Annotated in this window: 23 protein-coding genes and 1 tRNA gene; 11 read left to right on the forward strand and 13 right to left on the reverse strand. The window is 37.9% G+C overall.

What is annotated here, in order from left to right:
• Position 1: 1 nt before the first annotated feature.
• The 4 genes from H6F62_RS03225 to psbH form a co-directional block, all read right to left on the reverse strand.
• Positions 2-421: a BlaI/MecI/CopY family transcriptional regulator gene (locus H6F62_RS03225; protein WP_137909396.1), complete on the reverse strand. Its 420-nt coding sequence runs from the start codon at positions 419-421 to the stop codon at positions 2-4.
• Positions 422-688: 267 nt separating this feature from the next.
• Positions 689-1333 (reverse strand): aminoacyl-tRNA hydrolase, encoded by a 645-nt coding sequence (gene pth, locus H6F62_RS03230; protein ID WP_190371327.1) that lies wholly within the window; start codon positions 1331-1333, stop codon positions 689-691.
• Entirely contained in the window at positions 1330-1590 is a 261-nt protein-coding gene (locus H6F62_RS03235; protein ID WP_137909398.1) for a TatA/E family twin arginine-targeting protein translocase, read from the reverse strand. The genes pth and H6F62_RS03235 overlap by 4 nt, the downstream gene beginning before the upstream one ends.
• A gap of 136 nt (positions 1591-1726) precedes the next feature.
• On the reverse strand, positions 1727-1930 hold the full coding sequence (psbH, locus tag H6F62_RS03240) for a photosystem II reaction center protein PsbH (protein WP_028083230.1): 204 nt from the start codon (positions 1928-1930) through the stop codon (positions 1727-1729).
• Positions 1931-2098: 168 nt separating this feature from the next.
• Between psbH and psbN the strand changes: the two genes are divergently transcribed.
• Complete coding sequence (psbN, locus tag H6F62_RS03245; RefSeq protein ID WP_137909399.1) at positions 2099-2236, forward strand: photosystem II reaction center protein PsbN; 138 nt, start codon at positions 2099-2101, stop codon at positions 2234-2236.
• 116 nt (positions 2237-2352) lie between these two features.
• On the opposite strand, the gene H6F62_RS03250 is transcribed toward psbN, so the two are convergent.
• Together H6F62_RS03250 and H6F62_RS03255 are read right to left on the reverse strand one after the other, a co-directional pair.
• A complete protein-coding gene (locus tag H6F62_RS03250) occupies positions 2353-3426 on the reverse strand; it encodes a glycosyl transferase (RefSeq protein ID WP_190371328.1) in 1074 nt (357 codons plus the stop codon).
• Positions 3427-3480: 54 nt separating this feature from the next.
• On the reverse strand, positions 3481-4638 hold the full coding sequence (locus tag H6F62_RS03255; RefSeq protein ID WP_190371329.1) for an aminotransferase class V-fold PLP-dependent enzyme: 1158 nt from the start codon (positions 4636-4638) through the stop codon (positions 3481-3483).
• A 106-nt stretch (positions 4639-4744) separates the two neighbouring features.
• On the opposite strand from H6F62_RS03255, the gene H6F62_RS03260 reads away from it, so the two are divergent.
• The gene (locus H6F62_RS03260; protein ID WP_137909402.1) at positions 4745-5860 is read left to right on the forward strand and encodes an ABC transporter permease; all 1116 of its coding nucleotides are present in this window, start codon (positions 4745-4747) and stop codon (positions 5858-5860) included.
• Between the two features lie 136 nt (positions 5861-5996).
• Entirely contained in the window at positions 5997-6656 is a 660-nt protein-coding gene (locus H6F62_RS03265) for a Uma2 family endonuclease (protein ID WP_137909403.1), read from the forward strand.
• Between the two features lie 41 nt (positions 6657-6697).
• Here H6F62_RS03265 and H6F62_RS03270 read toward each other — a convergent pair whose 3' ends face one another.
• Together H6F62_RS03270 and H6F62_RS03275 are read right to left on the reverse strand one after the other, a co-directional pair.
• Positions 6698-7273 carry a Uma2 family endonuclease gene (locus H6F62_RS03270; RefSeq protein ID WP_190371330.1) on the reverse strand — a complete coding sequence of 192 codons (576 nt, stop codon included), beginning with the start codon at positions 7271-7273 and terminating at the stop codon, positions 6698-6700.
• 25 nt (positions 7274-7298) lie between these two features.
• Complete coding sequence (locus tag H6F62_RS03275; protein WP_190371331.1) at positions 7299-9998, reverse strand: CBS domain-containing protein; 2700 nt, start codon at positions 9996-9998, stop codon at positions 7299-7301.
• Between the two features lie 283 nt (positions 9999-10281).
• On the opposite strand from H6F62_RS03275, the gene psbZ reads away from it, so the two are divergent.
• The 6 genes from psbZ (at position 10282) to H6F62_RS03305 (ending at position 15316) form a co-directional block, all read left to right on the forward strand.
• Positions 10282-10470, forward strand: coding sequence for a photosystem II reaction center protein PsbZ (psbZ, locus tag H6F62_RS03280; protein WP_028083223.1), 189 nt, complete (start codon positions 10282-10284; stop codon positions 10468-10470).
• Positions 10471-10674: 204 nt separating this feature from the next.
• Positions 10675-11166 (forward strand): 6,7-dimethyl-8-ribityllumazine synthase, encoded by a 492-nt coding sequence (ribH, locus tag H6F62_RS03285; RefSeq protein WP_028083222.1) that lies wholly within the window; start codon positions 10675-10677, stop codon positions 11164-11166.
• Between the two features lie 157 nt (positions 11167-11323).
• A tRNA-Gly gene (locus tag H6F62_RS03290) sits at positions 11324-11395 on the forward strand.
• Positions 11396-11600: 205 nt separating this feature from the next.
• Positions 11601-12008, forward strand: a complete 408-nt coding sequence (locus H6F62_RS03295; protein ID WP_137909406.1) for a hypothetical protein — start codon at positions 11601-11603, stop codon at positions 12006-12008.
• Between the two features lie 4 nt (positions 12009-12012).
• Positions 12013-13278, forward strand: coding sequence for a glutamate-5-semialdehyde dehydrogenase (locus H6F62_RS03300; protein WP_190371332.1), 1266 nt, complete (start codon positions 12013-12015; stop codon positions 13276-13278).
• 85 nt (positions 13279-13363) lie between these two features.
• Entirely contained in the window at positions 13364-15316 is a 1953-nt protein-coding gene (locus tag H6F62_RS03305; RefSeq protein ID WP_190371333.1) for a bifunctional serine/threonine-protein kinase/formylglycine-generating enzyme family protein, read from the forward strand.
• A gap of 393 nt (positions 15317-15709) precedes the next feature.
• Here H6F62_RS03305 and H6F62_RS03310 read toward each other — a convergent pair whose 3' ends face one another.
• The 3 genes from H6F62_RS03310 to H6F62_RS03320 form a co-directional block, all read right to left on the reverse strand.
• The gene (locus H6F62_RS03310; RefSeq protein ID WP_137909600.1) at positions 15710-16786 is read right to left on the reverse strand and encodes a fatty acid desaturase; all 1077 of its coding nucleotides are present in this window, start codon (positions 16784-16786) and stop codon (positions 15710-15712) included.
• Positions 16787-16940: 154 nt separating this feature from the next.
• Positions 16941-18002 carry a fatty acid desaturase gene (locus H6F62_RS03315; RefSeq protein WP_137909599.1) on the reverse strand — a complete coding sequence of 354 codons (1062 nt, stop codon included), beginning with the start codon at positions 18000-18002 and terminating at the stop codon, positions 16941-16943.
• A 228-nt stretch (positions 18003-18230) separates the two neighbouring features.
• Entirely contained in the window at positions 18231-19046 is an 816-nt protein-coding gene (locus H6F62_RS03320) for an acyl-CoA desaturase (protein WP_137909598.1), read from the reverse strand.
• A gap of 86 nt (positions 19047-19132) precedes the next feature.
• Here H6F62_RS03320 and H6F62_RS03325 point away from each other — a divergent pair, with 86 nt between their 5' ends.
• A complete protein-coding gene (locus H6F62_RS03325; protein WP_190371348.1) occupies positions 19133-20362 on the forward strand; it encodes a methionine gamma-lyase family protein in 1230 nt (409 codons plus the stop codon).
• Between the two features lie 41 nt (positions 20363-20403).
• Here the strand turns inward: H6F62_RS03325 and H6F62_RS03330 are convergent, their stop codons facing one another.
• Both H6F62_RS03330 and H6F62_RS03335 read right to left on the reverse strand, forming a co-directional pair.
• Complete coding sequence (locus H6F62_RS03330) at positions 20404-20781, reverse strand: GxxExxY protein (protein WP_190371334.1); 378 nt, start codon at positions 20779-20781, stop codon at positions 20404-20406.
• A 58-nt stretch (positions 20782-20839) separates the two neighbouring features.
• A complete protein-coding gene (locus H6F62_RS03335; protein WP_190371335.1) occupies positions 20840-22033 on the reverse strand; it encodes a Coenzyme F420 hydrogenase/dehydrogenase, beta subunit C-terminal domain in 1194 nt (397 codons plus the stop codon).
• A gap of 384 nt (positions 22034-22417) precedes the next feature.
• On the opposite strand from H6F62_RS03335, the gene tcmP reads away from it, so the two are divergent.
• Entirely contained in the window at positions 22418-23560 is a 1143-nt protein-coding gene (gene tcmP / locus H6F62_RS03340) for a three-Cys-motif partner protein TcmP (RefSeq protein WP_347238694.1), read from the forward strand.
• The last annotated feature ends 192 nt before the right edge of the window (positions 23561-23752 follow it).

A 23752-nucleotide genomic window follows, 5' to 3' on the forward strand; every position in this document is an offset into this window, starting at 1 on the left:
TTTATTTTCCTCCTCTGGCTTCCCGCGCGGATTGAATGCGTTTTGCGATCGCTTCTATTTGATCAGTCGCAGCTTGATCTAGACTATCAGCAAATGCCGCAATTATATCAGGATTTCCCACTGCTAAAAATCGCTGTAATTGATCATGAGCTTTAATCACCTCTGCTTGTTGTTTAGTTAACAATGGCCGCCAATAAAAGGCTTTCCCTTCTTTATCACAAGCTAACCAGCCTTTTTCTGTGAGACGACGGAGAACGGTAGTAACGGAGGTATAAGCTAATTCACGATCTGGATCTGCTAGAATGCGATCATGTACATCTTTAACTGTTGCTGAACCTAATTCCCACACTATACTGAGAATTTCTGCTTCTAGTGGACCTACTGATAATTGTTTGGGACGATAATCGGGTAAGGGGGTCATGTTGATAATTTTCGATGTTTTTTCTATTTTTACATTCTTGATCTTTAATTTTTTCAACCCGTATTTTTAACCCGTAGTTGATTGAATTTCTTTTACAGCGTATTACCACAAGGACGAGATACACTGTTGGCGGGTAAGATTCCCGCACCACAAGATTTTTATCATTAATTAATATCTGTACTTCATCATATCGGAAACTGCTGATATTAATAAGTGATAAATTAATACTAGAAGTCGGGGATACTACATTTTAATATTACATTTTACTCAAGATTCAACACCTTCAAAATTCTGAGTATTGCAAAGATTCATCGTCTTTTCTACACCCTGTTTAAAACTAAATTCTACACAATCAACGACAAAGTTTAAAACTTGAGACATAACTTTATTTTCAGCAGCAGAAAATCGCCCTAAAACGTGAGCAACAGTATCAGACTTATCCCCGTCTATAGCACCTTTCGGTTTACCTATACCAATTCGCAACCGGGGGAAATTTTGAGTATTCAAATGGGAAATAATACTTTTCATACCATTATGTCCACCCGCAGAACCAGACAAGCGTAAACGAGTTTTTCCCAGGGGTAAATCTAAATCATCATAAATGATTAATACAGATTCAGGGGGTAATTTATACCAGTTCGTTACCGCTTGTATGGACTGTCCTGAACGATTCATATAGGTTAATGGTTTAAGTAAGCGGATTTTAACGCTACCTGGTGCAGTACCTTCACCAAACTCGCCTTGAAATTTGCGATTTTCGGCTACAGAAATTTGCCAAGCACGTGCTAGACTATCTATAGCTGCAAAACCAATATTATGGCGAGTTTGGTCATATTTAGGCTCTGGGTTTCCTAGTCCGACAATTAGCTGGGGAATTACTAAAGTCGGTTGTTTTACTTCTCCCTCCTTCATCCTTGTATATTTTCCTGCTGGTGTTTTCCGGCTTCAATGTGTTTAGGCTCTAGTTCAGCGGTTGTTTGTACAGTTTCTTTCAATTGTTCGGTTTCTCGTTTGAACTCGGTTTGAAAGTCATTAGAAGCTTCTTGGAAACTGCGAATGGTTTTCCCCAAACTGCGGCCAATTTCTGGTAACTTCTTAGGACCAAATATCAATAGTGCTACCACCATAATTACCGCCATTTCTGGTAAACCGATACCAAATATATTCATCTTCCTCTCCTGTAAACCTAGAAGGCTTCTTGCTATATAGGTTAATTTTATCGCTATTTTTCGAGATTTTTTATGAATAACAAAAACCCGGACAAGCCGGGTAGATTGTCATTTTAGCTTAATAACTGGATGACTATTAGCCCCCTAAACTACGCCAATCAACAAGTACATCTTGAATTAGCAGAGACTTGTTGTAGACTTGGAGGATAATGAGCAGAAATACGAAAAATAAACCCATAAACACAGCCATTAAAGGTGTCGTTCCCCAACCTGGGGATACTTTACCATACTCAGCATTTAAGGGTCTGAGAACATCCCCTAACCTAGTCCGTTGTGCCATAATTCACCTAAGATCAGTTGCAAAAGCTTTTTTTAATTTTATTGGCATTTGATAAAGACATTATAGATGAAATTGGCAAAACCTCAAAATTGAGGAGTCGGATAGGTTATTTAAGTTAAATTTTGTAATATTCTATAAATATTGCTTTCATAATATGTAACTAAATTTATGGACTTAGAACCCGCTACGGCGCTTGGGATTTCCTTTTGTGCGGCACTAGTGGCTATCACTGGTATGGCAATTTATACATCCTTTGGACCCCCAAGCCAGGAATTAGATGATCCCTTTGATGACCACGAAGATTAATGAGTTACTAATTTAACATAATGGTGGGTAATACCCACCTAAAATCCTCAATTATTTGACACTTGAGTAAAAACCAGGCCGCTATATGCTATAGAAGAACTCGGAAATCTAAATACTTAGAAATAATCTATCACAGCTTTAGCTATTGTTTCATTGCCATCTTTATTTATTACTTGTGTTTGCTTTGGTGGTTGGGGTAACTGATACAGAAAATCCCAATTACTTTGAAAAAATTCCGATGCAGTGATAATTTGATGATAATTATAATTAGTAATTCCTGCTAACATAAAAGCTGCTTCGGCAAAATCATCACGGGGTATAGTTACTACTGGTACATCTAAAAGCGTCGCTTCTGAAAATGTCCCATAACCGGGTTTAGAGATAATTCTCCCACAAATTGGCATAAAATCTACGGGACGATATTGACGATTTGTAACTTTAATTAAGTTCGGTAAATCTGGGGCTAAAAAATCAAACGTAATAAATTGCCAATCGGGAAATTTGCTAATATTGGTATAGGGAATTTGTTGCAAACCATAACCACCAAATGTTAGTAAAATGGTTTTTTCTGGAGGTGTATTTATTCCCCAGTTGCTGCGTAATTCATCAATAGAAAAACGGGGAGAACCACCTGTTAAACCTACGTCGGTAATATTGGGAAAAGCTGACATAGGTTCATGGAAAGGAAGACGAAATAACCGGTTAGATTTTGCGTACCAATTACTAATCCAATCAGCAATTTCTGTAAATTCTCCTCCCCAGTCTCGATAAATTAAATCCCAACCAAAGTTACTGATCATCCAGCAAGGAATATTCGCAGCTTCAGCAAATCCAGCAGCCAGAAAAGGAATATCTGCTAAAATCAAATTAACACGATTTTGACGAATAAAATTAACTTCTGAAGCAATTAAGGATTTGTGATTTTTCTTGATTTCTCGCAATTTTTCTAAAGTCGCTGGTTTATCCATGATCAAACTATCAACTTGAATCACACCTAAATCAAACGCTCGTTGACGTAAAATAAAATCACCTTCTATATAGGATTCTAGTAACCAACGAGGTGCAGTAGTTACTAAAATCAATAACGCTTCCGGGCATAATTTTTGAATGGTGTTAGCTATAGAAGCTGTGCGGGTAGCATGACCAAAACCGTGATTAGTAATGGCTATATATATAATTGGTCGTTCCATGATTTGAAAGGTAAAAGGTAAAAAAAATCTGTGTAAGTTGGGTTTCCCAAAGCCTCAACCCAACCTACTGGAGATCACTGTTATTAATTGATCAATTTCTGATTCTAATGTTAGGTAATGAACACTCACACGAATACAATTAGGATTAGCAATTGTTCTAGTTAAAATATTTTGTGATTCTAGATATTGCACTAATTTTAAACTAGGTTGATTACTTAATTGAAAGGAAACTAATCCACTTTCTGGAGGGGAATTTTTTAAACATTTGACATCAGATAAAGAGTTTAATTTTTGCCAAAGATATTGACTATTTTGGCAAATTCTCTCATATCTTTCCTCTGCTGTTCCCCACCGTTCATGAATTGTAATTGCTGCTTTTAAACCCACATATAATGAAGTTGATAAAGTAGAAACCTCATATCTGCGCCCATCCGGTTGCCAACCCGTTGGTTGTGCTTGACTATTAGTAGTAACTCCATTTAAACCAATAAAAGTAGGATGTAAGCTTGATCTTGCTTCGGGACGGACATATAAACCACCCACACCAGCAGGACCGCATAACCATTTATGACCAGTAAATGCGTAAAAATCCACACCCAATGCGGTTAAATCCAAGGGAAGAACACCCACGGATTGGGCTGCGTCTATCAATAACAGGGATTTATTGCTTCTGCATACTTCGACAATTTTGTCAATAGGTAAAACTTGACCAGTATTCCACAAAACATGACTCAATACTACTAAGCGGGTATGGGGACGGAGATTATCAGCAATAATACTGCTAGGATTTCCCTCGTTTAAAGTAGCCATTAAGGGACAGGTGGTAACTTCCACCGCAAATCTGCGGGCAATTTCCCCAGCCGTAGCTATGACCCCAGGGTGTTCACAGTCGGAAAGCAATAGATGATCACCAGCGTGCCAATCAATACCCCACATGGCAATGTTACAACCCACGGTAACATTACCTGTGAGAGTTATTGTATCACTTGGCACATTCAATAAAGAAGCGATCGCTTCTCGACTGGCTTGTATTTGCGGTGATATCCAACTATACGCTTCACTGCCAAAAGGACCGATATTTTGAATATGTGCCTGAGATTGAGCAATAGTATCCATAGCCACTTGGGGCATTGGTCCTTGTCCTCCGTAATTAAAATAAATTTTATTACTTAAAGCGGGAAATTGGGCGCGGTGGAGATGCAAATTGTTCATAAATATAGAGTTGTAGAGAGTTGTAGTTTTTTGTCTAATTTATTGATATATACTTTGATCAATAAATAATCAGCATCAATCAACATCAAATTTTACATCAAAAACTATGAATTGGTGGCAACGACTCAACAAAAATCCTTTAGCACGATCTGGGGCAATTGTCCTATTATGTTTCTATTTAGCAGTGATTGCGGCTGATTTTATCGCTCCTTATAACCCTTATGATTCACAAGCCAATGGTTCATTACTCCCACCTACTCCCATTCATTGGCTATCTGAGTCGGGGCAATTCATTGGACCTCATATATATCCTACAATACAAGGTGATACTAATTTAGAAACTGGAGAGAGAAAAATAATTGTAGACAAAACAAAGCCTTCTCCATTACGCTTATTTGTTGCTGGACCAGAGTACCAATTATTCAAATTGAGTATTTCCCTACCGCCAAAATGGCAAGACATCATAATTATTCCTGGAATTTCCTTAAATTGGCATTTGTTTGGCGTTATTGGTGACGCAAAATTTAATATTTTGGGAACAGACGAACAAGGACGAGACCAGTTTAGTCGCTTGTTGCATGGTGGTCGTATTAGTATGTTTATTGGCATTTTTGGCATCATTGTCACCTATCCATTGGCGTTGTTTATTGGTGGTATTTCTGGCTATTTTGGTGGTTTAATTGATAGTATAATCATGCGTTTAGCAGAAGTTTTGATGACCTTTCCCAGTATTTATTTATTAGTAGCACTATCAAGTATTTTGAGTCCAAAATTAACCAGCACTCAGCGATTTTTATTAATTATCTTGATCACTTCTGTAATTAGTTGGGCGGGTTTAGCCAGAATAATTCGCGGACAGGTATTATCAATCAAAGAACTCGAATTTGTGCAAGCTGCTAAGGTAATGGGTGGTAATCCAATTTATATTATCATTCGTCATGTTTTGCCGCAAACTGCTACTTATATTATTATTTCTGCTACTTTGACAATTCCTAGTTTTATTGGTGCAGAAGCTGTATTAAGTTTGATTGGTTTGGGGATTCAACAACCAGATCCTTCTTGGGGAAATATGCTTTCTTTAGCTAGTAATGCTTCTATTTTAGTATTACAACCTTGGCTGATTATACCACCAGCAATCCTAATTATTATCACTGTTTTATCTTTCAATGTTTTAGGTGATGGTTTGCGAGACGCACTTGATCCTCGTAGTTTAGAAAGGTAGTAGAAAGGTAGGTTGGGTTAAGCGATAGTGCAACCCGACACAATCTTTTATAATCAGGTTTAATAATGTTGGGTAACATAAGTCAATCCAACCTAGGCAATGATATAATAGACGGGTAACTACTTGGTATCACATCATGATGATTACTCAAGAATTAGAACTTAAAGAAAACATCTCTCAAGATGTGATTTTTCCCCCCAGTGATTTGTATAGTGATGAACCTCCCGTGGAAACAGAACTACATTTAAGACAAATAATTCTCCTTTTCAAATGTCTAGAATGGTTGTGGAAAGATAGATATGATTTCTATGCTGCGGGAAATCTCACCATTTACTATAGTCCTAATCAGAAAAAATCAGAATATTTCCGAGGTCCAGATTTCTTTGTTGTGCTAGGAACAGAACGCAAAACCCGGAAAAGTTGGGTAGTTTGGAATGAAGACGGCAAATATCCCAATGTAATTTTAGAGATTCTTTCACCAACTACAGTTAATACAGATAAAGAATATAAAAAAGAACTTTACCAAAATACTTTCCGCACCCCGGATTATTTTTGGTTTGATCCTTATACACTAGAATTTGCAGGTTTTCATTTATTAGATGGAAAATATCAACCTCTAGAAGCAAATGAAAAAGGACATTTATGGAGTGAACAATTAGATTTATATTTGGGAATTCATGAGGGATTATTGCGGTATTTCACACCAGAAGGAAAGCTAGTTTTTACCCCTGAAGAAACCGCAGAACGTTTAGCAGCAAAGTTGCGGGAATTAAATATAGATCCTGATGAAATTTAATAATCAGGTTTAATAATGTTGGGTTTCGTTCCTCAACCCAACTACTGGAAATTTACACCTTCATAAATATCGCTAAAAGGAATTTTAAAATCTATTGATTTTAAAGACAATATATCATTGACTGATTCATATTCAGTTAATACCCATTGTCCTTCTGCATTTTTAGCAAATTGTTCAATAAAATATTCATATTGGTTAATCATAATATATTCTTTCAATTCAGGAAGAGAACGATAAAATCTAAATTTGTCAGTTTTATCATAATTTATAGTTGATTTAGATAACACTTCTACAATCATTAAAGGATTTGTTACTTGAGTAGTTCCAGTTCCTTGATATGTTGGTTCTCCTTGAATTACCATAATATCTGGATAAGTATAGATTTGATAACGTTGTAGCCATAATTTAACATCACCCATATAAATCTTGTAATTTTGATTCCGCATTTTTAATTTAAAATGTAGATAAAAATTACCTGCAATTTCATTATGATTTGTAGTTCCACTAGTCATAGCTATAATTTCCCCGTGTATATATTCATTTTTAAATTCTGATTTTTCCTCTAGTTCTATATATTCTTCTGGAGTGTAATATTTGCTGGATGTTTGAACTTGCATATCAACCTCATATTTTCAATTTTAATTACCCAGGATAATGCTGGGCTAGAAATTCCTGTGCTTGAGCTTTATCCTTAATTATACCATCTACAGTCGCCGTCAATAAATCATCAAGCATTTGCTTATATTGGGGACTAGGTTTATAACCTAATTGTTTTAAATCATTCCCATTTAACAGCGGTTGAATATTTCCCCAAGTTGTTAAATATTGCCAAATTCTTCTTCTAATTTTCTGGGGACTTTGTAAAGCGATTAAAATCAAAGTTTGTAAATCATATTTTTTGAGTAAATATACAGTTTGACTAGGTTTTTGAAAAGTGGGTAATAATCTCATTACCTCAGATTGAATTTGAGATAATTTCTCTAATCTGCTAATACTGTCATCAGCTAATTGGAGATTTTTAGCAACTTTTTCCCGATATTCTGGTTTTAAATAAGCTATTAATACCTCCAGACGCATTTGCCAATGTATTAAAGTTTGTTTTTTGTCAAATTTCCTTAAACAGTGGTTTAATAAATTTAATTGTCGGTTAAGTTCTCGATCTAATTTTAGCGTAGGATGAATACATTGTAAAGCCCCTAAATTATTAAGTAATTCTAAAGCTGATTGCCAATAATGTGCTGCCAAAATATACTTTAATTCAGTTTTTAGTCGAGTTTGCAAAGCCGGAGTTTTACTATTTTCTTGACTAGTACGATTATAAACTCCACTATTTATAGCATAACGAATATAAGTTTCTGTTTGGGGTTCTACAGAAAATCCAAACCGTACCGCAAACCGCACCCCGCGATAAATCCGCGTCGGATCTTCAATAAAACTATTAGCGTGTAAAATTCTAATTTGCTGATTTTTTAAGTCTATAAAACCACCAAAAAAATCTAATAATTCACCAGCACGAGGAGAAGTTAACCGCAAAGCCATAGCATTAATTGTAAAATCTCGCCGATATAAATCTTGACGAATGGAACTAGCTTCAACTTCTGGATTTGCTGCTGGATAAGGATAAAACTCGGTTCTGGCTGTGGCAATATCTACCCATAATGAATCTAATAATATATCTTTATGCCATAATAAAGCCGCAGTTTGAAAAGCACCATGAATTTCTAATCTCGCATTTTCATAAATGTGCTGTAAGGCTTTAGCTAGTTCTACCCCGGCACCGACATTTGCTGTTTTATGAAAACCATCAACTACTAAATCAATATCATTAATCATTAAAGTGCGATTTTCTGTTTCTGATAATAGTAAATCTCGCACTGCACCACCAACTAAATAAAGATGCCAGCCTCGTTTTTCTGCTTCTTGAGAAGCGATATTAAGTAATTCCCACAGTTGAGGAGTAAGACGTTTTTCTAATTCATAATTGAGTCGCAAATTCTGATCATAGCTTTGGATTTGGGATTGGGGATTTTGAATTGTTAATTGATGCAGTTCTCTTAAAACATCGGTGCGGGTGACAATACCAACTAATTGCCCTTGCTCCAATACTGGTAATCTGCCAATATCATAAGTTACCATTAAAGACTCAATTTCCGGTAAAGAAGTATCAGGAGTAATTGTTTTTAAATTACTTGTCATATAACCTTTAACTGGTGCATGACTAAATCCATGATGTAAAGCAATATCTAAATCACGTCGGGAAATAATTCCAATTAATAAATCTTGGTTATTAACTACAGATAAACCTGAATGTCCATAACGTAATAAAATCCTTTGTGCTTCGGCTATAGTAGTTTCCGGGCGAATTGTTCTTACTGGAGAAGACATTAGATCTCTGGCTATAGGAGGGTGGGGAATTTGCCCTTTTAATCCATCTAATAATTGTTGTAAAATTGCTTGGGAATCTGTAGTTCGGAGGTTTAAAGATGCTGCTTGGGAATGTCCACCACCACCATAAGATGTAAATAATTGATTAAGATTTGTTTGGGGAATTTGTGTTCTCCCAATTACTGTTAATCGCCAATCTTCTTCACTTAAAGGATATTCATTTGCTAACAGTACAGCATCGGTTTCTGTTAAATCAATTATTTCTGAAGCTAAACCGGATAAACCCGGGACAAAACTATCTGTTTTTATTGTCACCCAAGCAATAGTATATCCCCGCAAACAAAGATATTCTAAGTTTTCCAAAGCTTGACTTAATAACTGTTGTAATTGTGGTGATAAACCAGGATCTCGATAAGTAGAAATAACTGATAAATTTGCTCCTTGCTGCATTAACCAACCTAATGCTAAAGCATCTCTGGCTGTAGATTGTTTATAAGTTAATGAACCTGTATCCACATGAATACCCAAAGCCATTACCGTCGCTTGCGCGGAATTTAAAGAGATATTGCTTTTTTGTAATCTTTCTACCATTAAAGTGGTTGTAGCCCCTACTTCTTCAATGTATGATTCAGTAGAGGGAATATCTCCCTCCTGTTCGAGATGATGATCATAAATGATGATCTTTTCCACATTAGCTGAATCAAACCAGATAGCTGCTTTACCCAGGCGATCGCGCTTTTGAGTATCTACAATCGTTAAAGAACGAATTTTCTCAGGAATTACTGAACGTCTTTCAATTAACGGATACTCATCACGGTGTAGTGCCAAAAAATCCCTGACAGGAGGATGAGCGCCCCCAGTGAGGACGATTTTACTCCCCGGTTGCAGACAAGTCAACCCTACCGCTGCCCCCAAAGCGTCAAAGTCAGCAGTTGTATGACAAAGAATTAAATCCATATATTTAAAAGTGAGTTAAAAGTGACAGGGGACTCTTAACAGGGAACAAGGAATATAATTTCCATCTTAATCATTTTCCCAATGTCTAATGAGCAGTGGCCAATTTTCCCAAGAAAAAACAGATTGGAAAATTAGACATGACCAACTGTTACAAACCCGACGTAAAATATTAATTGATCAGGTGATGCCTTGTGAGTTCAGAAGGTTCGCTGAAAACCACTCAGACTATAAACAGCAGCACACCTGGGGTAAACTAAGATTTCGTTATGTTGGGAAAAACAAAATGACCACAGTATTTCAAATTGCTTTAATATCACTAGTCTTGTTCTCTTTCGTGCTTGTGATTGGTGTACCCGTTGTTTACGCCACTCCTCAAAACTGGGTAGAATCTAAAAAACTGCTCTGGGTTGGATCTGGAATTTGGGCGGCTTTAGTTGTGTTAGTTGCTATATTAAACTTCTTTGTAGTTTAATTAACTGCTTTAACTATCAACTAACATATACCATACAAATCAGAGGAGCAGAAAAGCCAATACAAAAGGTAAAAATAGAAAAAATGCTCTTAAATGTTCTTTTTCTAGCCGACTTTTTCCTGATTGTGCTTTCCTGCTCTTATATTTTGAAAGCAGAAAAGTATATTGGTTAAGTACCTATTGTAATATTGATTCAGAGGCATTATGGCAGTTTTTGAAGGAAATTTTCAGCAAACCGAGTCTTTGCGCTTTGCATTGATTATCGCCCGCTTTAATGATCTTGTCACCCTGAAACTAGTGGAAGGATGTAAAGACTGCTTAAAACGTCACGGTATCAATCCTGACCCAGAAGGGGAGCAAGTAGACTATGTATGGGTTCCTGGTAGTTTTGAAGTTCCCAATGTAGCCCGTCAATTAGCAATGTCTGGCCGTTATGATGCCATAATTTGTCTTGGTGCAGTCATCAAAGGACAAACGCCACATTTTGATTATGTATCTGCTGAAGTTTCTAAAGGCATTGCTGCGGCTAGTTTCCAAACGGGAGTACCAGTGATTTTTGGGATTTTGACAACGGATACCATGCAGCAAGCTCTAGAACGGGCGGGAATTAAAAGTAATCACGGTTGGGAATATGCCATGAATGCCATAGAAATGGCCAGTCTCATGCGTCAATTACGCCCGAATTTAGCAAGTTAGTTAGGTAATGGGTATTGGGTAATAGGTAATGGGTAATAAGTAATTTTTTTTTCACTAAAAACTAATGACCACTGACCAATTGCACCGGAAAAAAATTTTTTAATTTAGGGGTTGACAAACAAGAATAAATCTGGAATAATAAGATTATTGATGAGTTGCGGGTATAGCTCAGTGGTAGAGCGCAACCTTGCCAAGGTTGATGTCGCGCGTTCGAATCGCGTTACCCGCTTTCTAGTTTAGGTTATTATATGAAAATAAAACCAAATGATTTTCCGTTTTTATCAAATTGGTATGTGATGGATTTTTGGGTTGGGATTGTTAATAACTTTCTGGGCTACTTCAGCTTCTAGGAGTAATTTTGGGTTTCCTCATACTGATTTTTGGAAAAAGTAGGGAATAATGTAAGAAAACCGCTCAAGTTATTTACCTCGCTTGTGCAACCTCAAAAACCAGATAAAATCGACCTAAACACGGAATACGCTTGTCCTTGTCGTCGCAAGGGACAGTTAATTCCTATCACGCTGACAGAAGCCTTTGGATGCGATCGCTGTCAGCAGATTTTTGTAGTAGAAGAAAATGGATATGTATTAGAACAACTGTCTACAACTTATCCTTATAAGCGTGCTTGGCGCTGGAAAGGAAAAAGTTGGCACGTTGTTCAACCTCCCTTAGAACAAAACTATTTACCAATAGCGCTAGGCATTATTTTTGTGTTAGTCATTATATGGCTACCATTGGCGCTGCGGTTAGCTAATAGTTCCAGCATCCTCGCTTGGGCAATGGTAGCAGTGTTATTGGCAATTCTACCAGTGCTAATGATCTGGCTTACTTACAGACGTTAACCCCATGACAGATGAAGTGATTGATGATTACCCCGAACCCATGACAGGCGCTGAACGCGCTTTTCAAGCTTCTCTGAAATTGGGAATTACCAAGGGGACGGATAGGAGTCGGGCTGTGTTAGCAATGGCACAAGCCATCGAACGGGATTTTGATGAAATTCTCGAAGCTAATACCTTGGATTTAGAAGCAAGTCGAGAAATGGCAGTTCCAGAATTAATTTTGGACTGGTTGAGACTAACCCCCTCCAGGTTGGAGAATGCAGTTAAGATTCTGCAACGGTTGGGGGAATTATCTGATCCTTTGCGACGAGTCCGAACCACTGATTATCAGCAGGAAGACTCCCAAAGTTATACTCAGTTAATGCCTTTAGGGGTGATTGCTTTTATTTATGAAGCTTTCCCAGATTTAGGGGCAATTGCGGCTGGTTTTTGTCTGAAAACTGGTAATAGTATTATTCTCAAAGGGAGTACAGAAGCTAGTCATTCTAATAAAGCGATCGCTAATGCACTACAAACAGCCATTACCAAAGTTGGTTTACCAGCAGGGTGTGTAGAATTAATTACTGCTGAACATGGCGCATCTGTGCGAGATTTAGTTACTCAAGACCAGTATTTGAGTTTAGTGATTCCTTATGGGCGTACTAGTTTAATTCAACAAGTAGTTAGACAGGCAACTTGTCCAGTTCTCAAGTCAGCCATGGGTAATTGTTACCTGTATTGGTCTGTCAATAGTAGCTTAGAAATGGTACGTTGGATGATTATAGATAGCCATGAAAGCGAACCAGATCCAGTAAATGCCATTGAAAAAGTTTTAATTCATCGTCAAGCTTTACCATCTTCCTTATCAGTGCTATGGAGTAGCTTAAAAGAAAAAGGTTTTGAACTTAAAGGAGATGCAGAATTAGTTGCGGCTTTTCCGCAGTTGCAACTAGTCAAAGATGAAGAATGGGGGACACCTTATTTAACAAAAACAGTGACCTTTAAATTGGTAGATAGTTTAGAAAGTGCGATCGCTTGGATTAACCAATATAGTAGTAGTCATGCTGATAGCATTGTCACCGAATCCTATCAAGAAAGCCGCCAATTTGCATTAGGAGTAAATAGTGCCTCCACCTATATTAATGCTTCCCCTCGTTTTTCCCGTCATTCCTCACGAGGAGAAGCTGTATTTTTAGGAATGTCCAATCAAAAAGGACATAGAAGGGGATTTATTAGTTTAGAAACGTTAACAACAGTGAAGCATATTATTCAAGGGAATGGACGCTTTTAGGGAAAATATCTGACAATATTTACCCATTTTTCCGTAAATCAAGGTAGGATATCATATAAGTACAAGTATGCTACCTACCAAGATTATGAGCCTGTGCATCAATCCTAACTGCCTAAAGCCCGAAAATCCAGACAATATCCTTTTTTGTCAAGCCTGTGGTTCAGAATTGATACTCCAAGGACGTTATCGGGCTATCATCGAGTTAGGACGTGGTGGTTTTGGTGTTACCTATCAGATTAATGAAATCGGTAAGAATCAAACCAAAGTTCTCAAAGTCCTGACTAATAATCAACCAAAAGCAATAGAATTATTTAAACAAGAAGCCGCCGTTTTAAGTCAACTAAATCATCCCGGTATTCCCAAAGTAGAACCAGATGCTTACTTTGTCTATTTTCCCCACGAAAGCAGAAACCCAATTCATTGTTTTGTCATGGAAAACATTGAGGGAATAGACTTAGAAAACTATATGCAAAACCGTAAGGATGGCATTAAGCAAACCTTAGCAATATACTTACTGAAAGATTTGGTTATTATTTTAGAACAAGTCCATAATCAAAACTTTTTTCATCGAGATATCAAGCCATCTAACATTATGCTGAGGGCTGAAAATGCTCAACCAGTATTAATTGATTTTGGCACAGTTAGACAAGTTACAGAAACAGTAGTTAATCAAAGTGGACAAGTTACAGCAATAGTTTCAGCCGGTTACACACCCCCAGAACAAATTAATAATAACGCTGTACCCCAATCTGATTTTTTTGCCTTAGGACGGACATTTGTTTATTTGCTTACAGGTAAAAAACCACTTGATCCCGCAATATATGATTTTGATAATGAGACCCTAAATTGGCGTAGTCATGCACAGCAAATATCACCTATGTTAGCAGATTTATTAGATGATATGATGCAGCGTTTATATAAAGATCGTCCGCAAAATATTAAGCAGATATCTCAGCGGTTAGCAGCTATAGAAAAAGCTTTACAACAACCTCAAATAAAACCTCAACCACAAAAAAATAAATTTCCTCGGCGGGTTTTTATAAAAACGGGTTTGATAATTGGAACATTTACCATAGCAGTAGCAGGAAAAAATATATTTAAGAATCTATTTAAAAATCAAGATCATAAACCAACAACACCAAAAACTACAACTTCCATAAATAGTTCAACCCCAGAACTTACAACATCTCCAAACCCAAATCCAGAAAATAGCACATCTTTGAGCAACCGGAAAACCTTTAAATTTGAAGTTGTCACCACAGACCCAAAGGGAAACATCACCAACCGACGCAACGCAACAGCAAAATACTTCACAGAAGACCTGGGAAACGGTGTTTTCTTAGAAATGGTAAAAATACCAGGGGGAAAATTTTTGATGGGTTCACCGGCAAATGAAGCGAAAAGAAGTGATAATGAAAGTCCCCAACATCAAGTTACAGTTCCCAGTTTTTGCATAGGGAAATATCAAGTGACACAGGAACAATATCAAGCTATCATGGGAACTAACCCTGCTTACTTTAAAGGCAATAAACGCCCAGTTGAAAGGGTCAGTTGGAATAATGCAGTTACATTCTGTCAAAGGTTAAGCCAAAGGACAAGAAAAAACTACAGATTACCCAGTGAAGCCGAATGGGAGTATGCGTGTCGTGCGGGAACAACCACACCATTTTATTTTGGTGAAAGTATTACCCCAGAATTGGTAAACTATAATGGTAATCATGTCTACGCATCTGCACCAAAAGGACAATATCGAGAACAAACTACAGATGTAGGAAATTTTCCCCCTAACACCTTTGGTTTGTACGATATGCACGGAAATGTCTGGGAATGGTGTCAAGACGATTGGCATGATAATTATACAAATGCGCCTGAAGATGGTATTGCTTGGATTAATCAAAGCGGTGATATAAAGGTTATGCGTGGCGGTTCGTGGTTCAACTCTACTCGGGACTGTAGGTCGGCGAATCGTGGCGGTATTGAGCGGGTCTATGGGGACGACCTCCTGGGGTTTCGTCTTGTGGTTTCCCCACCCCCATGACCAAAAATCTGGGATACAAGCCCCGTCCACTTCGGCAAGCTCAGTGCATCGCTTTTAGGACGGCTTTATGTTAAAATTTGGTTATAGTCGCCATAGGGCATTGGGAGACTTTAAACGGACATGGAGGGACGATAAGACCACTTGTGGCGTGTTCCAGTGAAGTGTCAAGAATCATCGCACCTTCAGGTCGGTGAGTATGTCAATTCGTAGCCCTTTTCTGCTATATAAATCCTAGACAAAACTAGACTTTACTTTCTACTTCAACAGGAGGTTATGAGCGGTTATAGCTCAGTATAATTACAGTCCGGTCACTAAGATTGAAGTAACCGGACTGATTTCTGAAACCTTTAATTCAGACCTTTATTCGCGGCTGGAGTCTGGACTTAACTGATTTTACTTGACATTCTGATTTTTAGAAGTGTAGTAAACCTTACTTCCTGTATCGGGAACAAAATGACAACCAATAGCAGAATTCCATAAAGACTTCCAAATTGGTTCTTTTGATTCGTGAAAATACTCACCCATAATTGGTTTAATTGCTTTAGTAGCTTTCAACAAATTGTAGTGAGGCATATTTAAGAAAATGTGATGGGCAACATGAGTACCGATATCATGATGAATGTGGTTAAAAACACCATAATCTCTGTCAACACTAGAAATTGCCCCTTTCAGAAAAGTCCATTCTTCCCCACGATACCAAGGAATTCCCGGTTCAGTATGGTGTAAAAAAGTCACCAAATCTAGCCAAATGATAAAGACAATGTAAGGTCCAGCATAATATTTTAACAACCACATCCAACCATATTGATAGGTCAAAAAACCTAGTAAAGCTACCATACTAATCCAAAGCGTGGTACTAGTAATCACGTCCCATTTTTCCGAGGGTTTAAACAGTGGACTGCTAGGAGAAAAGTGAGAACCTTCTTTACCGGGTGAACGCTTAAACAGATACACTGGATAAGCCAATAAGAACACATAAAAACGCCCTATTTTTTGCGCTACGGGCATCTCATTGTACTCTGATTCAGAGACAGGATACCAGCTTTCATCATTTTCCAAGCTGCCTGTATTTTTGTGGTGAGTTCTGTGGCTAATTCTCCAACCATGATAAGGAACGAGAATGGGAGTATGGGAGAGATGACCAACCAAATCATTCAACCATTTATGCTTAGAAAAAGATTGGTGTCCGCAGTCATGTCCAACTACAAATAAAGCCCAAAACATAGTTCCTTGCATTAACCAGAAAACCGGCCAAAAATACCAAGAATCTAGGTAATTAGCCACTGCATATAGCAGCCCAATAATTAGAACATCACGAAAGAAATAATAGAGTGATTTAGTCACATTAGGCTGAAAACATTCAGCGGGAATAGCAGCTTTTAAATCTTGAAGAGTAAACGGTAATTTTTCTTGACCTTCAAAAGATTCGGGACTAGGTTTTTGATTGAACTGGATTGTATCTAATTGCACTAGGTTAGTTGATTGATTGTAAATTAGAAATTAATCCAGAGGTTATATTTAGTTACCTCTGGAAGTTAGACTTGGGAATATTGGCTGAAAAAATTGGTGATGAAACCAGAAGTAATTAATTCATACGTCAGATTTCATACCCAACATTAATATTTTATGATCTTTCTGCACGATATTCATCAAAAGTGACATAACCAATATCAGTTTTATATAGTTGACATTGATTAGTGATTTCCTTCATCAAATCCCAGGAGAACTTATATTCTTCATGGAGATAAGGGATCCAATTTTCCTTGATACTGCTGTAAGCCAACCGTAAATTATAGGAAGGGATCGCAGTAGAAATATGATGGGGAACATGAACATTAATATCGTGGCAAAGAATTTCTACCCAGCGAGGATAATCACAATGAATTGTGCCAAATAGCTGTGCTAAGGCTTCATTCCATTTGTCAGCAGTGCTAAAAGGAACATCGGGAAGGGTGTGGTGAACAATAGTAAAGGTACTCATCCAAAAATGGTAAACCATCCAGGGAATAAACCAAAATTTAATAAATCCCCAAACACCAGTTGTAATAATTAAAGTTGGGAAAACAACAGCCGCAAATAAAGCTACCACAGCCACAGAAAGTTTAACACTAGCCTGGTCTTTTTTCTGGAAATTGCGCCAATCAAAATGGACAACAGCCCAATGTCCAATAGAACCCACCCACCAAAGACGTTGACGCAGGAACAACTCGAAAGCGGACTGTCTATTTTTAGACCAATTTGTAAAAATTTCCGTTCTAATGGGATGCCAAGCGTTATCTTCATCTAGCTTGTTAGTATGTTTATGGTGATGATTATGTTTAATCCGCCAACTGTGAAAGGGGTAAATTAAGAACATCATGAAGAAATGTCCGACTAAATCATTTACCCAGCGACGTTTCGCAAAGGAACGATGACCACAATCATGACCAATAACAAAAAAACCTGTTAAAGCAGTTCCTGTAAAAATCCAAGCTAGGGGTAAAAGAAACCAGGGGGAAACGGCTAAAAAGTAATAGCCTAGTGCAGCCATAGATAAGCTGAGAATTACAGTTGTCCATGCTTTGCGGCTATTTTTCTGAAAACATTCCTTGGGGAGACTTTTGATAATATGTTTGAGTTTGATTTGGTCTTTACCAAGGTCTGTGGAGACCGCTATTTCCTGACTTTTAATGATTGATGTAGTCATGAATACCTGAAAAACAACAGAATGCCACACAAGATTACTAAGAAAAGTAACTTGCTGCAAAGTTTTGTAACATTAATTTCTGAGATTATAGCAACTTAACAATCATTTAGGATAGTGATTGAGAAATTAAAAATTTCCCATTAAAAATTGCCGCAGTTGCACGCAAAAAGCCAATAGTCTCAAGCCAAAATGACTATAAAACTATTGACTTTGGGCATAAAATCTGTATTATGCTTTTTTGGTTGCCAGCTTCACATTTGTAGCTAGACCGAGTAATTGTAATAACTGAATGGTCATCCAAGTCAGATCAATTTCCCACCATTCTAAACCATGACGGGCAGAGTATTGAAAAGCGTGGTGATTATTGTGCCAACCTTCGCCAAAGACGAGGATAGCAACCCACCAACAGTTAGTTGATTTGTCCCCGGAGTCATAAGTGCGGTAGCCAAACTTATGAGTAGCACTATTTACTAACCAGGTACAGTGATAAACCCAGATAATGCGGACAAAAATTCCCCAGACCACCATTGGCCAGCCACCTAAGAAGTATAGGACCAAGCCCAAAGCAATTTGTAAGAAAATGAAATATTTCTGTAAAAACTGATAAACTGGGTCATCAATAATGTCTTTAGTGAAGCGAGGAACTTGATCGTGAGCGGGGGCGAAATGAATCATCCAACCCATATGACTCCACCAGAAACCTTGATTTGAATCATGGGGATCAGATTCAGTATCAGAATGTAAGTGGTGAATGCGGTGTGTTCCCACCCATTCAATGGGACCACCTTCACAGGATAGTGTCCCAAAAATTACCAGGAGATACTCTAGCCACTTAGGCGTTTGAAAACTGCGGTGAGTGACAAGACGGTGATATCCCAAAGTAATACCTAAACCCCCAGTCACCCAGTAAAGCAATAAAGCAACACCAACTGCATTCCAGCTAAAATTGCTAGGAACTAGGGCAAATAGAGCGCCGACGTGTAATGCAACGAAAAATAGGGTATTAACCCAGTTAATGTGATGTTTAGAAGTAGCAATTGTCATGCAGTAACCTGAATAGAAATTGTTCAGCCTAGTCTGCGCGATCCTAAAATCCGCATATCTATTTTATTTTTTTCAATGAGGAAATGATGAACAGCTTTGAACAGCTGCGGGAAGCAGAACAGGCGCTATTAGAAATTTTTTCCGCTATTGACGCTCAGGTCAAGCATAATCTGAAAAGAGTATTAGATGCCTTTCGTGATCATCGAGTGGGAGCGCACCATTTTGCGGGCGTGAGTGGCTACGGACACGACGATTTAGGACGAGAAACCTTAGATCAAGTTTTTGCTCAAGTAATGAGTGCTGAAGCTGCGGTGGTGCGAGTGCAGTTTGTTTCGGGAACTCATGCGATCGCTTGTGCGCTTTATGGTGTACTTCGTCCTGGGGATGAAATGTTAGCAGTAGTCGGTTCTCCCTACGATACATTGGAAGAGGTGATTGGCTTGAGAGGACAAGGCCAAGGCTCTCTTCTTGATTTTGGCATAAAATACCGCCAATTAGAACTAACTGATCAAGGAAAAATAGATTGGCAAAACTTAACCACTAGCATTACCGACAACACAAAGTTAGTATTGATTCAACGTTCCTGTGGATATTCATGGCGGCCAAGTCTTTCTATTGCTGACATAGAAAAAATTGTTTACATAGTCAAACAGCAAAATCCCCATACCATTTGCTTTGTAGACAACTGCTACGGCGAATTTATAGAAACCCAAGAACCAACCCATATTGGTGCCGACCTCATAGCCGGGTCATTGATCAAAAATCCTGGGGGTACAGTTGTGAGTGCTGGTGGTTACATAGCTGGACGGAGCCAACTAGTAGAAGCAGCAGCTTGTAGACTGACAGCCCCTGGAATTGGTAGCCAAGGGGGGGCGACCTTTGATCAAAACCGTCTCTTATTCCAAGGATTATTTTTAGCGCCGCAGATGGTAGGGGAAGCCATGAAAGGAACATACCTGACGGGTTATGTATTTGACAAACTGGGTTATCCAGTCAACCCCCCACCATTAGCACCCAGAGGAGACGTAATTCAGGCCATTAAACTTGGTTCAGCCAAAAAACTAATCGCCTTCTGTAAAGCCATACAGCAGCATTCACCCATCGGGTCTTATCTCAACCCCATACCCGACGATATGCCAGGCTACGAAAGCCAAGTAGTCATGGCTGGAGGGACATTTATCGAAGGGAGTACCTTGGAACTATCAGCAGATGGACCATTGCGAGAACCTTATGTGGTTTATTGCCAAGGCGGTACACATTGGACTCATGTATCTATTGCTTTACAAGCGGCTATTGAGGCAGTTGGGGAGGTTTAAGAAGAGTTTCGCGCAAAGTCGCTAAGGAGCAAAGGAAGAGTTTAAAGTTTGTTGGCTATTCGTGTGATGCCGTTTTTAATTAGGACTTCACCAAAGTTAATGAGTAGGCCAAGGCGTTTATTGGCGAGGGTAAGATATGTAACTAGCTGTTTTTTATGTACAGGGTGGATGGTTTCTAGGGATTTGAGTTCAATAATTACCTTATTTTCAACTATCATATCTGCCTGAAACCCTTCCTCTAAATGAATACCTTCATAAACTACTGGTATTGGTTGTTGTCTTACTACCTGTAAACCTCTACTCTCCAACTCATACGCCAAAACAGTCTCATACGCAGATTCAAACAACCCTGGTCCTAACCTAGTATGAATCTTGTATGCAGCATCAACAATCTGAGTCGCAATTTCATTCTCAGTCATATACACCTCCTTCTTATTCCCTTTGCGCCTTAGCTCCTTTGCGTCTTTGCGCGAAACCTTATTTCGGTAACTTATACTGTCCCACTATCCGCTTCGCAAACTCCGGTACGTGCGCTGCTAATTTCTCTCCATGATTCCGCTTTACATACAAATAATTTCTCGCAAAGTGGGAATCTATAGAAAATCTCGCATATTCCAGTCCTTTGGGTCCGATTTTATCTATGACGACTCCCATTAGTTTCGCAGCCCACATGGGTAAGGTAACTGCTTGATCATAAGCTGGTATGCTTTGCTGTACTGCTGGTTTGCGGTTTCCTTGGGATATGACCGGTTGGGTATCCAATTGGTCTTTAACTAGTTCTAACATTTCTTTGCCTGTATCGTTTCTGACTACTATCCATTGCCATTTGTAAGGTGCGCCCATATACCCAACGACTATATCGGCCAGGGAGTTGACGTAATCAAAGCAACTCATACATGATGGGGCAAAGATATCTTTAAGCACGTTTGTTTTTAAGCCAAAGAAGGGTACTGTCTCTTCTGAACCGTCTTGGTGTTTGAAGTGGACTCGGAAGTCTTGCATAAATTCGTAGCTGACGACTGTTTGCGGGGAACGGCTGGTGGTTTCTAGGAATTTTTGCAGCCCAGCGCGGGTAACGTTATCTACGCAGGGTGTTCCGAGTACGTAGAGTTTTTCTAGGCCGAGTTTTTTCTCGACGGCGCGTAATGCTTGGATTTGACAACCTACTCCAATGACTAACAACCGTTTCATTCCCGATTTTTCTATCTGTTCTAATACGGACAGGTTGGGGGATAATGTGGGTTTATTGACTTTGGCGGCTAGTATTTCTTCTGGAGTGCGGGCTATTATGGGCATGGGTTGAAAGCGGTCTTCTTTGCTGTTTTGGACACAAACTACGCCTTCAACTAAACCACGATTGAGCATTTCTATGGCTATGCTGCTAACTATTCCTGTCCATTGCGCGCCTTCGATGGGTTGTTGTTTTCTGGCGGACATCATTTCTTGATGAACTCCAAAGTAGAGTTCGTTTTCGTCTTCTAAGTTGCGGGGACGGTTATGGGTGGTGGTTTCTAGTTCGTCTATTCTTTGGGTAATGAAGGCGCACGCTTCTTTGACGTAGTGGATGTAGTAAGTGTCGCATAGTCCGCATTCACTACAGAGTTCTTTGGCAGGGCGCACGCTTCCGGGTTTGAGGGCTTTGGCTTTTTTGTGGGATTCTATGGATGTCATCTATTTTGTTTATTTTTACTAAATATGGCTTTTATTACCTTACCGTTTGGGGATGTGAAGTTGGCGTTTTGAGTTGAATAAGAGTTTTCTTCACGCAGGGACGCTCCAGGCACGGAGAGTATAAAACAGTAAAATGTGAATCGTTCTAGTTTGATACACACCAGCTAGTTAAATTTGTATAATTATTACCAAACTATAAAAAAGGATGATCAATTATGAGTAATTCTGATACCAAGTGGTCTGCTGATGGCAAAGAAATTCCTTTTGTAGAACAGCACACAAAAACTAAACATCTACTTACAGAACAGTATGTAACAGTATGTATCTGATTTAATTTATACACTTTATGGAACTGGGCAGTATGGAGGAGTTAGAAATTTTACTATCATTGATGGTTTTTGTGGTGGGGGTATTTACAATGATAGGGAGTCAGATAATATTTGGTTTGGTTCACCCATTCGTTTGATTAATTCTGTTGAAGAAGGGTATTTAAAATCAGGAAGAACTTATCCTTTAAATGTTAAATTTATTTTTATAGATAAGAAAAAAGAACATTTAGAATGTTTAAAAAATATTGCTATGTCTCAAGCAGAATTAGAAGATTTATCAGATGGAAACCAGCATACTGTCAAAACTGAATTTGGTGATTTGATATTAGAATGTGAGTTTATAAATGATAAATTTGAGAATAAAGTAGATTATTGTGTTTTTCAATCTGAGAACAGAAAGGGACATTCTTTATTTATTCTTGATCCCTATGGTTGGTCTGATGTCTCGATGGCAAGTTTTAGAAAGATAAATAGCCTCAAAAAATCAGAAATTATTTATACATTTATGGTTGATTTTATCAAAAGATTTTTTTATGATCCCAAGTGTAAAGCAAGAGATACTTTTACCAAAGTATTGGAAACAGATGGTTATTTTGATATTGATCACTTTATAAATTTAGATACTTTTGGCGAACAAGCACAATTTAGAAATAATTTTATGAAATTATTGAGAGATAAAGGTAATGCAAGTAGAATCATGACATTTGCTATGATGCCTAATAATAATGATAGAGTATTATATTACTTATTCCATATTTGTAGTCATTTAAGAGCCTTAGAGGTAATGAAAGATGGAAGCTGGAAGTTTAATAATTTAAACTATCAATATCACTATGATATTTATGGATTTGGATTTAAAGCAGCATTATTTTATGAAGATAATCAATTGGACTTAAAATTAGATATTAATCAAGATAGTCAAACAGCTTGTATTAATAAATTAAGTACCGACTTGGATAAAATTATACATAATAATCCAGATGGAATTTTATTTGAAGAATTATGTAATAAAACAATGGAACGAAATCCAGCAACTAGACAACAGTATTTTGAATATCTCAATTTCTTAAGAGAAGCTAAAGAAATACAAGTGATTAGGAAGGGTAAAAAAACAAATAGTCAAAAATTAGAAAATGGGGATATAATTAAACTATCACCACAACTAATTTTATTTAATATGCGTGGCTATATATCCTAAATAATTTCTAAGACACAACTAAACATATAATGAAATCATGATTACTGGAACTGAAAAAATAATTAATCCACTGCAAAAAAGTGCTTTAAACAAGAAAAGTCTATGCGACTATGTTGTTAATATTGCTTCTGGTTGTTTACATGGATGTACATTTTGCTACGTTCCTTCAACGCCAAGTATTAGAACTCAACA

Source organism: Anabaena sp. FACHB-1391, assembly GCF_014696755.1.
Taxonomy (GTDB): domain Bacteria; phylum Cyanobacteriota; class Cyanobacteriia; order Cyanobacteriales; family Nostocaceae; genus Dolichospermum; species Dolichospermum planctonicum.

Bases quoted from the DNA above. Each gene is read 5' to 3' on its own strand.
- pth (WP_190371327.1), bottom strand. From the start codon at position 1,333: ATGAAGGAGGGAGAAGTAAAACAACCGACTTTAGTAATTCCCCAGCTA.
- psbZ (WP_028083223.1), top strand. From the start codon at position 10,282: ATGACCACAGTATTTCAAATTGCTTTAATATCACTAGTCTTGTTCTCT.
- H6F62_RS03260 (WP_137909402.1), top strand. From the start codon at position 4,745: ATGAATTGGTGGCAACGACTCAACAAAAATCCTTTAGCACGATCTGGG.
- ribH (WP_028083222.1), top strand. From the start codon at position 10,675: ATGGCAGTTTTTGAAGGAAATTTTCAGCAAACCGAGTCTTTGCGCTTT.
- H6F62_RS03275 (WP_190371331.1), bottom strand. From the start codon at position 9,998: ATGGATTTAATTCTTTGTCATACAACTGCTGACTTTGACGCTTTGGGG.
- H6F62_RS03225 (WP_137909396.1), bottom strand. From the start codon at position 421: ATGACCCCCTTACCCGATTATCGTCCCAAACAATTATCAGTAGGTCCA.
- psbH (WP_028083230.1), bottom strand. From the start codon at position 1,930: ATGGCACAACGGACTAGGTTAGGGGATGTTCTCAGACCCTTAAATGCT.
- psbN (WP_137909399.1), top strand. From the start codon at position 2,099: ATGGACTTAGAACCCGCTACGGCGCTTGGGATTTCCTTTTGTGCGGCA.
- H6F62_RS03305 (WP_190371333.1), top strand. From the start codon at position 13,364: ATGAGCCTGTGCATCAATCCTAACTGCCTAAAGCCCGAAAATCCAGAC.
- H6F62_RS03265 (WP_137909403.1), top strand. From the start codon at position 5,997: ATGATGATTACTCAAGAATTAGAACTTAAAGAAAACATCTCTCAAGAT.
- H6F62_RS03325 (WP_190371348.1), top strand. From the start codon at position 19,133: ATGAACAGCTTTGAACAGCTGCGGGAAGCAGAACAGGCGCTATTAGAA.
- H6F62_RS03255 (WP_190371329.1), bottom strand. From the start codon at position 4,638: ATGAACAATTTGCATCTCCACCGCGCCCAATTTCCCGCTTTAAGTAAT.
- H6F62_RS03315 (WP_137909599.1), bottom strand. From the start codon at position 18,002: ATGACTACATCAATCATTAAAAGTCAGGAAATAGCGGTCTCCACAGAC.
- H6F62_RS03250 (WP_190371328.1), bottom strand. From the start codon at position 3,426: ATGGAACGACCAATTATATATATAGCCATTACTAATCACGGTTTTGGT.
- H6F62_RS03330 (WP_190371334.1), bottom strand. From the start codon at position 20,781: ATGACTGAGAATGAAATTGCGACTCAGATTGTTGATGCTGCATACAAG.
- H6F62_RS03235 (WP_137909398.1), bottom strand. From the start codon at position 1,590: ATGAATATATTTGGTATCGGTTTACCAGAAATGGCGGTAATTATGGTG.
- H6F62_RS03335 (WP_190371335.1), bottom strand. From the start codon at position 22,033: ATGACATCCATAGAATCCCACAAAAAAGCCAAAGCCCTCAAACCCGGA.
- H6F62_RS03300 (WP_190371332.1), top strand. From the start codon at position 12,013: ATGACAGATGAAGTGATTGATGATTACCCCGAACCCATGACAGGCGCT.
- H6F62_RS03320 (WP_137909598.1), bottom strand. From the start codon at position 19,046: ATGACAATTGCTACTTCTAAACATCACATTAACTGGGTTAATACCCTA.
- H6F62_RS03270 (WP_190371330.1), bottom strand. From the start codon at position 7,273: ATGCAAGTTCAAACATCCAGCAAATATTACACTCCAGAAGAATATATA.